General features: G+C 73.3%; 12 protein-coding genes. 4 read left to right on the plus strand and 8 right to left on the minus strand.

Going from position 1 to position 11,027, the window contains the following annotated elements; genetic code table 11:
- Positions 1-256: 256 nt before the first annotated feature.
- Complete coding sequence (locus ACSNOK_RS24305; RefSeq protein WP_436782887.1) at positions 257-1,027, minus strand: SDR family oxidoreductase; 771 nt, start codon at positions 1,025-1,027, stop codon at positions 257-259.
- Positions 1,028-1,094: 67 nt separating this feature from the next.
- Between ACSNOK_RS24305 and ACSNOK_RS24310 the strand changes: the two genes are divergently transcribed.
- The gene (locus ACSNOK_RS24310; protein WP_436782888.1) at positions 1,095-2,117 is read left to right on the plus strand and encodes an alpha/beta fold hydrolase; all 1,023 of its coding nucleotides are present in this window, start codon (positions 1,095-1,097) and stop codon (positions 2,115-2,117) included.
- On the opposite strand, the gene ACSNOK_RS24315 is transcribed toward ACSNOK_RS24310, so the two are convergent.
- A complete protein-coding gene (locus tag ACSNOK_RS24315; protein ID WP_436782889.1) occupies positions 2,092-2,868 on the minus strand; it encodes a VOC family protein in 777 nt (258 codons plus the stop codon). The two genes, ACSNOK_RS24310 and ACSNOK_RS24315, sit on opposite strands and share 26 nt — an antisense overlap.
- Before the next feature lie 320 nt (positions 2,869-3,188).
- Positions 3,189-4,115: an NYN domain-containing protein gene (locus ACSNOK_RS24320; RefSeq protein WP_436782890.1), complete on the minus strand. Its 927-nt coding sequence runs from the start codon at positions 4,113-4,115 to the stop codon at positions 3,189-3,191.
- Positions 4,116-4,362: 247 nt separating this feature from the next.
- Here ACSNOK_RS24320 and ACSNOK_RS24325 point away from each other — a divergent pair, with 247 nt between their 5' ends.
- On the plus strand, positions 4,363-4,515 hold the full coding sequence (locus tag ACSNOK_RS24325; protein ID WP_171170788.1) for a hypothetical protein: 153 nt from the start codon (positions 4,363-4,365) through the stop codon (positions 4,513-4,515).
- Between the two features lie 117 nt (positions 4,516-4,632).
- Here the strand turns inward: ACSNOK_RS24325 and ACSNOK_RS24330 are convergent, their stop codons facing one another.
- The 4 genes from ACSNOK_RS24330 to ACSNOK_RS24345 all read right to left on the minus strand — a co-directional run bounded on the left by ACSNOK_RS24330 (position 4,633) and on the right by ACSNOK_RS24345 (position 7,899).
- Positions 4,633-5,238, minus strand: a complete 606-nt coding sequence (locus ACSNOK_RS24330) for a MarC family protein (RefSeq protein ID WP_436782891.1) — start codon at positions 5,236-5,238, stop codon at positions 4,633-4,635.
- Between the two features lie 234 nt (positions 5,239-5,472).
- Entirely contained in the window at positions 5,473-6,333 is an 861-nt protein-coding gene (locus tag ACSNOK_RS24335) for a PHP domain-containing protein (protein WP_436782892.1), read from the minus strand.
- Positions 6,334-6,533: 200 nt separating this feature from the next.
- Positions 6,534-7,175: a DUF6758 family protein gene (locus tag ACSNOK_RS24340; RefSeq protein ID WP_436782893.1), complete on the minus strand. Its 642-nt coding sequence runs from the start codon at positions 7,173-7,175 to the stop codon at positions 6,534-6,536.
- 100 nt (positions 7,176-7,275) lie between these two features.
- Positions 7,276-7,899, minus strand: coding sequence for a suppressor of fused domain protein (locus ACSNOK_RS24345; protein WP_436782894.1), 624 nt, complete (start codon positions 7,897-7,899; stop codon positions 7,276-7,278).
- Between the two features lie 491 nt (positions 7,900-8,390).
- On the opposite strand from ACSNOK_RS24345, the gene corA reads away from it, so the two are divergent.
- Complete coding sequence (gene corA, locus ACSNOK_RS24350) at positions 8,391-9,497, plus strand: magnesium/cobalt transporter CorA (RefSeq protein WP_436782895.1); 1,107 nt, start codon at positions 8,391-8,393, stop codon at positions 9,495-9,497.
- Here corA and ACSNOK_RS24355 read toward each other — a convergent pair.
- On the minus strand, positions 9,494-10,471 hold the full coding sequence (locus tag ACSNOK_RS24355) for a DMT family transporter (protein ID WP_436782896.1): 978 nt from the start codon (positions 10,469-10,471) through the stop codon (positions 9,494-9,496). The two genes, corA and ACSNOK_RS24355, sit on opposite strands and share 4 nt — an antisense overlap.
- Before the next feature lie 91 nt (positions 10,472-10,562).
- On the opposite strand from ACSNOK_RS24355, the gene ACSNOK_RS24360 reads away from it, so the two are divergent.
- A partial coding sequence (locus ACSNOK_RS24360; RefSeq protein ID WP_436782897.1) for a hypothetical protein occupies positions 10,563-11,027 on the plus strand: 465 nt, incomplete at its 3' end.

An 11,027-nucleotide genomic window follows, 5' to 3' on the forward strand; every position in this document is an offset into this window, starting at 1 on the left:
AGGCCGCCGCCGCGCCGGTCGCCGAGGCGGAGGGTGAGGCCGAGGCCAAGCCGAAGCGCACCCGCACCACCAAGAAGGCCACCGCCGCGCCCGCGGCCGAGGCGGAGGCCGTGGCCTGAGGGTGCTGAGCCCCGGCTCACCCCCTCACCGGTTCCCGGGGCTCCGCCCCGGACCCCGTCAGAGCGGCACCGCCGCTTGACCTCAAAAGGCCGGACGGGCTGGATTCCCAGCCCGTCCGGCCTTTTCGGCGGCCTCCCTACGCCGCCAGCCCCCCGTCCACCGCCACCGAAGCGCCCGTCACGTACCCGGCCGACGGCGCGGCCAGGTGCGCCACCGTCGCCGCGATCTCCTCGGGCCGCGCGTACCGCCCGACGGCCGTCGCTCCCGCCTGGGCCTCGGCGAACGGCCCGTCCGCCGGGTTCATGTCGGTGTCGACGGGCCCGGGGTGGACGATGTTGACGGTGACGCCGGACGGACCGAGCTCACGGGCCAGGGACTTGGTCAGGCCGATGAGAGCCGCCTTGCTCGTGGCGTAGAGCGTGCCGCCGCCGAACGGCGTGTACTGCGTCATACAACTGCCGATCATGACGATGCGCCCGCCCGCGCCGAGGTGCCGCAAGGCGGCCTGGGTGGCCAGGTAGACCCCCCGGACGTTCACGGCCAGGACACGGTCGACGTCCTCCTCGGTCAGTTCGCCGATCGGGCCCATGGCGCCCACGCCCGCGTTGTTCACCAGGACGTCGAGCCGTCCGAACTCGGAGACGGCCGTGTCGACCGCCCCGCGTACCTCCGCGGCGTCCGCCGCGTCGGCGCGGACGGCCAGCGCGCGCCGGCCGAGCCGCTTCACCTCGGCGACGACGTCGGCCGCGGCCCGCTCGTTCGACTGGTAGGTGAAGGCGACGTCCGCGCCGCCCGCCGCCAGGCGAAGGACGACGGCCCGGCCGATGCCCCGGCTGCCGCCGGTGACGAGGACGGCCTTGCCGTCGAACTCGGTGGGAACCACTGCGCTGTTCACTGTGTTCTGCATGCCTTGATCCTCGCCGCCGGGCGCTCCCGGGGCTGGCGGCGATCGGACGCCGCGTTAGCCTCGCTCCATGAGCAGGCCGCCGTTCCTCACCTTGCCCCCCTGTGCCCGCGCGTACCGGCTCGCCACCGCGCGCGGCGAGTTCGCCGTCCACGACGCCCGGCCGGCGGGAGAGCACCGCGGCACGGTACTGCTGGTGCCGGGGTTCACGGGCAGCAAGGAGGACTTCATCGCGCTGCTGGAGCCGCTCGCCGAGGGTGGTCTGCGGGCCGTCGCGGTGGACGGGCGTGGGCAGTACGAGACCCCGGGGTCCGCCGACGCGTCGGCCTACGGCCGGGAGGAGCTGGCGCTGGACGTCCTGGCACAGGCCGCCGCGCTCGGCGACGGCCCGGTGCACCTGCTCGGTCATTCGCTCGGCGGGCTGATCGCCCGGGCGGCCGTGCTCCGCGACCCGCGCCCGTTCCGCTCGCTGACGCTGATGAGCAGCGGGCGGGGGCCGGTCTCCGCCGGGCAGCGGGAGCGCACCCGGCTGCTGATCCACGCGCTGGAGGGGCTGAGGATGAGCATGGAGGAGGTGTGGCGGGAGATGCGACGGTTGGACGCCGAGCAGGGCGGCGGACCGGAGGAAGGCATCACGCCGACGGCCCCGACCGATCCGACAGCCCCGGTGGGGACGACTGACACAGCGGACGCGACGAACGCACCGGACCCGGCGGAGCACGACGCCTTCCTGCACCGCCGCTGGCTGACCACCCACCCCGTTCAACTCACCACCACCGCGCGGCAGCTGATGACGGAACCGGACCGGGTCGCTGAGCTGGCGAGGCTGCCGCTGCCGCTGTGTGTGGTCTCCGGCGAGGAGGACTACGCCTGGCCGGTGCCCGAACTGGACGCGATGGCGGAGGAACTGTCCGCCCGGCGTGTGGTGATCGCGGGCGCCGGGCACTCGCCGAACGCCGAGGAGCCGGTGGCCACCGCCGCCCGGCTCCTCGACTTCTGGCTCTCCCCGCCGACGCCACCGACGCCGTCGACGCCGCGTACGCCGCCGACGGCCTCCCGGCCTGAGGTCAGCAGCCCCGCGCCGCCTCGGTGACCGTGAAGATGCCGCCCTCGGAGTCGCAGAGGGTCGCCTCCTGGCCGACCCGGGAGACACCCGGCTCGGCGGCGACCGAGCCGCCGGCCGCGAGGGCCGCCTCGACGGCCTTCTCCACGTTGTCCACCCGGAAGTAGACGTGCCAGCGCGGCCGCACCTTGGGGTCGGGGGCCGCCTCGACGGCGCCGCCGCGCAGGCAGGCCACCGTCTGGCCGGCCACCCGCACCATCACCACGTCGTCCTCGTAGCGCACGTCGGTGTCCTGGCCGTCCCACTGGAAGACGCCGCCGTAGAAGAGGGCGGCGTCGAAGCAGTCGCGGGTGCGCAGTTCCAGCCAGGCGGGGGCGGCGCCGCTGCCGATGCTCCAGTCGCGCAGCACCCGCCCTTCCCAGAAGCCGAAGACCGCGCCGTCCGGGTCGGCGGCCAGTACGGCGCGGCCGCCGCCGAAGGCGAGCGGGCCGACGGCGACGGTGCCGCCGCGCTCCCGGACCCGCGCGGCCGCCGTGTCCGCGTCGTCCACGGCGAAGTAGCTGCTCCAGTGGACGGGCACGCCCATCCTGCGGGCGACGTTGCCCAGCCCGGCGACCGGCCGGCCGCCGGAGAGGGCCACGCAGAAGTCCTCCCCCAGCGATCCCTGCCGGAATGTCCAGCCGAGCACCGCGCCGTAGAAGCGCTGCGCCGCGCCGAGGTCGCCGGTCAACAGGCTCACCCAGCAGGGCGTCCCCGGCCCCGCACGGTCGGAAGCCGACATGGCCGATCGCCTCGTTTCTCTTGTCCGGTACTCCAGTGGTGACGGGCGGCCGGCGCGCGTGGGGCCGCGACCCACCCGTAGCAAGGGTTCCACTCGGTCCTCCGGTGCGCATTCCGGCACGCGCGTCCCACGCGCAGTTCTTCCCACCGGCGTATGCCCCCGTTTCGGGACTCCATCCCTCTCCGTCGCGAAACCGGGTCCCCCTTCGTTCCGGAGTTCCCTTCCCCTCTCTCGCGGCACCCCCGTCTCACGGCGCCCCGGTCTCATGGCACCCGTGTCCCGTGGCACCGCTCTCTCGCGGCACCGCCGTCGCCCGGGTCTCAGAACCTCATGCGCAAGTGGTCCCAGAATCCGTCACGCAGCGCCCGGCGCAGGTCCGCGTGGCCGCGCAGTGACAGGCCCAGCAGCGCCTCCGCGGCGACCAGCAGCTCCTGGTCGACGGCGCCCGGCAGATAGGGGTGGCCGGGGAGGAGTTCGGCCAGGGAGTCCGGGCCCCGGGCGCCGAGCCACTCGGAGGCGACCCGGGCACCGACGAACCGCACCTCCTCGCGGTCCGGGATCGGCCCCCGGTACGGCGCGGCGTCGGCGAGCGACTCCGGGGCGGCCCGCCGGGTCACGTAGGGCTCGCAGAAGTCGCGGTCGAAGGTGCGCCGGCTGTCCACCTCCCACAGCAGCGGGTCCGCCTGGTTGCGTCCGCCGGGGGCCTCGATGCCCCAGAGGTGGACGCGGGCCCCGTACCCCTGGGCCGCCTCGACGGCGGAGACCAGGTCCTCGTCGCCGCCGACGAGCACGGCGTCGCTGATCGCCCGGTGCCGGGCCAGGGTCTCCAGGTCGGTGCGGATCAGGGAGTCGACGCCCTTCTGCTGGTTGTGGGCGTTGAGGTTGCCCAGCCGCACCTTGACGTCGGGGAGCTCGGCGATGGCCTGCTGCTCGGCGGTGTGGATGCGGCGGCGGGCGCCGTCGTACCAGTAGACGCGCAGCAGCCGGCTGTCCGGGAAGATCGTGCGGGCCTTGTCGATGAACGCCTCGATCAGGCCCTCGGCGTCGAGCTCGATGGCCCGCCGGTCCTCGCTGCCGACGACGAGACGGCCGGCCGCGGCGTAGGCGTAGCCGGCGTCCACGAAGACGGCGTGGGTGGCGGGAGTGGTCGCGACCTCGGCGAGAACGCGGGTGAGGAGTTCGTTGGTGCGCTCGATGCCGGCGACTACCGCGGCGAGGTCGGGCGCTTCGGCATGGTGTTCGGTCATGGATGCTCGCTCATCCGTGGCCGGTGGGAGGCCACGTGGTGTGGGGGGAGTGAGTGCACTGTGGCGGGGTCGTGTTCGGCGCCACACTACCGACTAGTAATTAGTCATGATAAAAATTTCTTTAGCGTAGGGAATGTTTGCAGACAGCACCTCGTTGGACACGTATGGGAAAGCGCCGCAGTGTGGCGGCGCGTGTTCCTGTTCTTACGAAGTTCTCCTCAGGAGGATCAGACGAAGGGAGAAGCCTGTGCGCTTCGAGATCATGCGACTGGACGACGTCGACGGCACCGCCCTCGACAGCACCGTCGTGGACGCCGCCTCCGTCAACCGGATAGTGCAGCAGGCCGCTTCGGTCGGCCAGCGCATCTACATCCGCCCGGCCGACACCGCGACGCGGTGACAGGCTGAAGAGTACGCACGTCCGGCCGTCGTCGGACGCGGAACGCCCCCGCACGGACCGTCCGTACGGGGGCGCTTCGCGTTTCCGGGGGCCTTCACCGGCCGCCCGCGCGGCCGTTCACCAGTTGTGGATCACCTGGGAGACGCCGTTGATGATCTGCTGCACGGCGAGCGCGGAGAGCATCATGCCCGCGAGCCGGGTGACGAGGACCACACCGCCGTCCTTGATCACCTTGATGATGAGCAGCGAATAGCGCATCACCAGCCACAGCACCACGTGCATGGCGGCGATGGCGGTCCACACCGAGACCTGGGCGGCGAACGAGTCCGCGTGCTGCACGGCGAGGATCACCGAGACGATCGCACCGGGTCCGGCCAGCAGCGGCATGCCCAGCGGCACCAGCGCGGCGTTGACGTCCTTCGTCTGCGTGGGCTCCTCCGACTTGCCCGTGAGCAGGTCCAGGGCGATGAGCAGCAGGAGCAGACCCCCCGCGATCATCAGAGCCGGGGTGGTGATGTGCAGGTAGTCGAGGATCTGCTGGCCGCAGACGCCGAAGACGGTGATGACGCCGAAGGCCACCGCCGCCGCCTGCCAGGCCATCCGCCGCTGGACCTTGGCGGGCCGGCCCGAGGACAGGGCGAGGAAGATCGGCGTGATCCCGGGCGGGTCCATGATCACGAACAGGGTGAGGAAGAGCGAGCCGAAGACAGCGAAGTCGAACACAGTGAGGGCCTTGCGGTGTGGTGCCGGTCGGAGGACGGGAGGCGGCGCGCGGGGCGGCCGCCGGGATCAAGCCGGAGGAAGCCGGAGACAAGCGAGCGAGAACTCGGCAGGAGAGGGGCCAACCGGAAGCGGTGACGGCGTGCCGCAGTCGTACGGCGCACGGATGCGCGCGGAAGCCCGGACGCCGTCAGGAGCGCCCGGCCCGCGCGGAGGGCCTTCCGGGGTGGTGCGGGCTCAGCCGCCCGCGCCCGGGACGGGGAACGCGCCCGTCGCGCGGCGCGTGATCTCGCCGTAGATCTCGGGATCGGTCGTGAACTCGCCGAGTTCACAGGTCTTGTTGCGGCCGTGGTAGTCGCTGGAGCCCGTGGTCAGCAGGGAGAGATCGGCGGCGAGGCCGCGCAGCCGGGCGCGGGTGGCGGCGTCGTGGTCCATGTGGTCCACCTCGATGCCGTCGAGTCCGGCCGCGGCCAGCTCGGCTATCGCGCCCTCGGGGACGCAGACGCCCCGCTTGACGGCCATCGGGTGGGCGAGGACGGTGACCCCGCCGGCCGCCTTCACCAGGCGGACGGCCTCGAACGGGTCGAACTCCTGCTTGTCGGCGTAAGCGCGGCCGCCGTTGCCGATCCACTCGGGCGTGAACGCGTCCGAGACGGTGTCGATCACCCCGAGCTCGACCATGGCCGTGGCCACGTGCGGCCGGCCCACGGCACCCTTGGCCAGCTCGGCGACCCGCTCCCAGGTGATCGGCACACCGAGCTCGCGCAGCCGGGCCACCATGGCGCGGGCCCGGGGCTCACGGCCGTCGCGGACGAGTTCGCGCGCGCGGGCGAACTCCGGCTCCGCCGGGTCGAAGAGGTACGCCAGCATGTGCACGCCGACACCGTCGGCGCCGCCCAGCCGGCAGGAGAGCTCCGCTCCGGTGACGAGGGTCAGGCCCGGCGGCAGCGCCGCGATGGCCTCCGCGTGCCCGCCGACGCCGTCGTGGTCCGTCAGCGCGACGACGTCCAGGCCGGCCGCCGCGGCGTTGCGCACCAGCTCGGCGGGGGTGTCCGTGCCGTCGGAGGCCGTGGAGTGGGTGTGCAGGTCGATACGCACGACACGGGCCTCCCAGCGAACGGACGAGAACGGAGACGGGAACTGAACGGGACGGAACCGATCAGAATCACGCTACGGACGGAACCGGTTCAGGATAACGGTCGTCCGCCCGCTCACCGGCCGGTCCGATCCGGCACCCCGGGTGCGGCGGTTTGTACAGTGCGGAGTCATACCCCCGCCCGATCACGGACTCGACGGGCTCAGGGCGAGACGATCCAGGGCGAGAGCGCCCCGCACGGCAGCAGGTCCACCTCGGCGCCCGCGTCCCGCAGATCGGTGAGGACCAGTTCGTCGTACATCAGCAGCCCGGACCGCTCGGGCCAGACGATGGCCCACAGCCAGAGGCCGCACGCCTCGCCGGCGAAGACCGCCCGGTCGGAGGGGACGCCGGAGACGTGCCAGAGGGGGGTGGGGCGGCCGGCCGCGAGGACCTTGGCGTCCGGGGGGCGGTCGACGGTCAGCCGCGCGCCGGGGTCGGGGCCGTCGATGCCCGCGTACCGCGCGCCCAGTCCGACGCCCAGTTCCTCGGCGACCAGCAGCAGCTCCCCAGGGCCGCCCAGCGGGCCCGGCCCGGAACAGGCGACCGCGGTGGCCCGGCCCCCGCTGCGGTCGTCACCGGCGCAGACGACCCCGGTGAACAGCCAGCCCACCGGCAGCGGCCAGGGCATCCAGACGGGGACCCGGGCCCGGCCGACGACCACGGCCAGCGCCTCGACGCTCGGCGGGACCACGGGCTGCAGAGGGTGCACGCTCCCGTGCACGGCGCACTGCCAGGAGTCGGCGAAGAGACCGGGCGCACGCACCCGGCCACCGCACTTCGGGCAACTGGGTTCGCCCCTCATAGGTTCCAACGGTCCTCCGAGGGCGCCGTCGCGTCAAGGACGATCACCCTTCCGGAGTGCCGTGCCGGGGCGGCCCGCCGAGCGGGCCCGCCGGCCGGCGTCAGTCGAGCGGAACGCCCTTCCGCAGCGGGTCCCGCAGGTCCGTTCCGTGCCGCAGCCAGCGCTCCTGGAGCGCCGCCGCGCCGTGCACGCGCTTCCAGGCGGCCTCGTTGGGGGTCATCGGCAGCAGCGGGAGGAAGCGGACGGGGTCCATGGGCTCCCCCAGCTCCAAGTCGGCCACCAGCCCGCCCGGCTCGCCGACGAGGACGGCGGTGAAGGGGGCGCCGGGCCACAGCGGCTCGCCCGTGTCCAGGGACGCGCCCGGGGCCACGACCAGGCCCTCCACCTGCGGGGAGGCGGCGAGCACGGCGAGCGGCCGGAGCACCTTGTCCGTGTCGGCGCGGCCGGGACGGACGGTGAGGAGCAGCTCGGCGCGCGGCCCGCGTACCGGGTCGGCCAGCGGGGACGTCGGGTCGGCCATGGGGTGCGCGGACATGCCGAGGGTGGCGTAGCGGACGGCGTCCCCGTCCGCGGCACCGGCCCCGGGCGCGTCGCCGGTGCCGGGCACGGGGAAGCGGAGGACCTCGATGCGGTCGGTGCCGAGGAAGGTGACCGCGGCGCGCGCGTCCGGTTCCCCGAACGCGGAACGGAGTCCGGCCTCGACCCGTGCGAGAACGTCTGACATGGCGCCGAGCATAGAACGTGTATCGAACAGGCAAAGCGGGGGCTTGACGTCCCGGGCGGCTGCTAGCCTTGGCCTCTGGTCAGGGAGTTACGTCCGTCCCTCAGCGGGGACCGGCCGGAGGAGGTGGGGCTGCGGTGGATCCTAGTCGACCGTGCAGTACCGACAGTTCTCCCGCCTCGTCGCTCCGGACGCGCGTTCCGCGATTCGTGTGATCTGACGCCTTCCACCGCCGGGCCCTCCGCGCCGGCTCCCGGAAGTCCTTTCGCGCCCGCGGCTCTTGGCGGGAGAACGCTGCCCTCATGCCCTCCCGCAAGCCTTCAGCGAAGTTCTCCGCGAACTGCCGCCGTTCTCGCGCGGCGCACGAAGCGCGGCCCGCTTCGTGGACGTCCGCCTGTGTCCGTACTCGGTCCGTCACAGGCCCGCACGTCCCCGTTCCGGGCCGTGTTGCCCCCGCGCCCCGACCGGCGGCCGGCCCGTGAATGGAGCCAGCCATGTCGATGATCCGTGACCTGCGCGCCGCCGTCCGTCCCGCCCTGCGCCGCGGCGGGACCCCGTACGTGTACGACGCCACCCGGGACGCGTCCGCCTGCAGTGCCGTGGTGGACTGCGCCGTCTACCGCGAGGGGATGCGGGTCAGCGCCCCCTGCGGCCCCGCCGAGGCCATCCGGCGCGTCCGCGCCGAGGGCGGCTTCGTCTGGATCGGTCTGCACGAGCCGACGGAGCAGGAGTTCGCGGGCATCGCGCGCGAGTTCAACCTGCACCCGCTCGCGGTGGAGGACGCCGTCCACGCCCACCAGCGGCCCAAGCTGGAGCGGTACGACGACACGCTGTTCACCGTGTTCAAGACCATCCACTACGTGGAGCACGCCGAACTCACCGCGACCAGCGAGGTGGTGGAGACCGGCGAGGTGATGTGCTTCACCGGCGAGGACTTCGTCATCACCGTCCGGCACGGCGGCCAGGGCTCGCTGCGCGCCCTGCGGCACCGGCTGGAGCAGGACCCGCCGCTGCTGGCCAAGGGCCCGTCGGCAGTCCTGCACGCCATCGCGGACCAGGTCGTGGACGGCTACATAGCGGTCGCCGACGCGGTGCAGGACGACATCGACGAGGTCGAGATCGACGTCTTCTCCGCTCCCAGCAAGGGCTCCTCGCGCGGTGGCGACGCGGGCCGGATCTACCAGCTGAAGCGGGAGGTGCTGGAGTTCAAGCGGGCGGTGACGCCGCTGATGCGGCCGATGCAGCTGCTGAGCGAGCGGCCGATGCGGCTGGTCGACCCGGACATCCAGAAGTACTTCCGGGACGTCGCCGACCACCTCGCCCGGGTGCACGAGCAGGTGGTCGCCTTCGACGACCTGCTCAACTCGATCCTCCAGGCCAACCTCGCGCAGGCGTCCGTCGCGCAGAACGAGGACATGCGCAAGATCACGTCCTGGGCGGCGATCTTCGCGGTGCCGACGATGATCGCCGGTATCTACGGCATGAACTTCACGCACATGCCGGAGCTGCACTGGAAGTACGGCTATCCCACCGTCATGGTCGTCACCGTCGCGATCTGTGTGACGATCCACCGCGGCTTCAAGCGGAACGGCTGGCTCTAGCCGGCTTCCGCCGCTCCCCGTGCCCCGCGCTCCGCGGCGATCACCAGGGCCAGGCCCGCCAGGATCACCGCGAGCGCCGGGTAGGCGGCGGCCGGCGGCCACTGCCCCAGCCAGAGCGCCGCTATCAGCGCCGCGCCCGGGGTCTCCAGCAGGATCGCGGTCGAGGTGACGGACGGGCCGAGGCTCTTCACCACCCGGTTGACCAGCGAGTGGCCGAGCAGCTGCGCGGTGGCCGTCAGCAGCACCAGCTGCGTCCAGGCCCCGCCGTCGTACGGACCGAGCGACGCGCCCGCCACCAGACAGGCCGCCAGCAGGAAGACGGTGGTCGTCGCGTAGCAGACGAGGGTGTACGGAACGGTGGCCACCGTGCGGCGCACCTCCGCGCCCAGCAGGACGTACCCCGCCGCCGCCATGCCGCCGGCCAGCGCGAGACCGTCCCCCGCCAGGGCGCGCGGGGAACTGGAGAGGTCCACTCCGGTGAGGATCACCACGCCGAGGAAGGCCAGGGCGGTGCCCGCCCAGGCCACCCCGGGCTGCCGCCGGCCGCGTATGCGGAGCAGGATCATCGTCCAGATCGGGGTGGTGGTGACCAGGGCGGTCGAGGAGGCGACCGAGGTCATGCCGAGGCTGGGCAGCCACACCGCGAAGTGCAGGGCCAGCAGGGCGCCGGCGGCGACGGCCAGGACGACCGCCCGGCGGTCCATGGCGCGCAAGCCGGCGCGGTGGCGCAGCAGCGCGACGGGGGTGAGGACGCCGACCGCCATGGCGTTCCGCCAGAACGCTATGGCGAGGGCGGGGACGGCCGTGATGTGGGCGATCAGCGGCGCGGACAGGGCCAGCCCCGCGACGGCCACCAGCAGGAGGACGACGTCGAGGGAGGCGTACGCCCGCCAGGTGCCCGGGCCCGGGCCGAGGCGCGGCGACGGGACGGGAGGGGCGACGGCCGACGGCTGCTCTGTGCGGGGATCGCTCACGGGGCCAAGCCTAGGCCGTGGCATCGCGGAGAGTAACCGTAATCTTCGGCGCACGGAAGGACGAACCGGCGCGTGGTCATAAAGTGGGCGCATGACGGAGACGCGGGCGCTGATCGAAGAGGCTGCCAAGAAGTCGGGCCTGGTCTGGGTCCAGGGTCCCACCGGGCCGAGCCGGGCCCTCTGGCACGTCTGGCACGACGGCGCGGTGAACGTCGTCGGCGGACCCGGTGAACAGCCGCTCGACGGCCTCGGCCTGGTGGACGGCGGCACCGCCTCGGTGACGGTCCGCAGCAAGGACAAGGGCGGCCGGCTCGTCGAATGGACCGCCGGGGTGACCGAACTCGCGCCCGGCGGCGAGGCGTGGACCGCCGCGGTCGCCGAACTCAAGGGCAAGCGGCTGAACGCGCCGGACGCGGAGACCCTCACCGACCGCTGGGCCCGCGACTGCCGCGTCCTCCGCCTCACCCCCACCGGCACCACGACGCCCCTCCCCGACGGCCCGCTGACCGCCGCCCCACTGCCCACGCCGGCGACGACGCGGCGGGCGATGCCGGCG

It is taken from the genome of Streptomyces sp. URMC 126 (genome assembly GCF_051386555.1).
GTDB lineage: Bacteria > Actinomycetota > Actinomycetes > Streptomycetales > Streptomycetaceae > Streptomyces.

Bases quoted from the DNA above. Each gene is read 5' to 3' on its own strand.
- ACSNOK_RS24310 (WP_436782888.1), top strand. From the start codon at position 1,095: ATGAGCAGGCCGCCGTTCCTCACCTTGCCCCCCTGTGCCCGCGCGTAC.
- ACSNOK_RS24320 (WP_436782890.1), bottom strand. From the start codon at position 4,115: ATGACCGAACACCATGCCGAAGCGCCCGACCTCGCCGCGGTAGTCGCC.
- ACSNOK_RS24345 (WP_436782894.1), bottom strand. From the start codon at position 7,899: ATGTCAGACGTTCTCGCACGGGTCGAGGCCGGACTCCGTTCCGCGTTC.
- ACSNOK_RS24315 (WP_436782889.1), bottom strand. From the start codon at position 2,868: ATGTCGGCTTCCGACCGTGCGGGGCCGGGGACGCCCTGCTGGGTGAGC.
- corA (WP_436782895.1), top strand. From the start codon at position 8,391: ATGTCGATGATCCGTGACCTGCGCGCCGCCGTCCGTCCCGCCCTGCGC.
- ACSNOK_RS24340 (WP_436782893.1), bottom strand. From the start codon at position 7,175: ATGAGGGGCGAACCCAGTTGCCCGAAGTGCGGTGGCCGGGTGCGTGCG.
- ACSNOK_RS24305 (WP_436782887.1), bottom strand. From the start codon at position 1,027: ATGCAGAACACAGTGAACAGCGCAGTGGTTCCCACCGAGTTCGACGGC.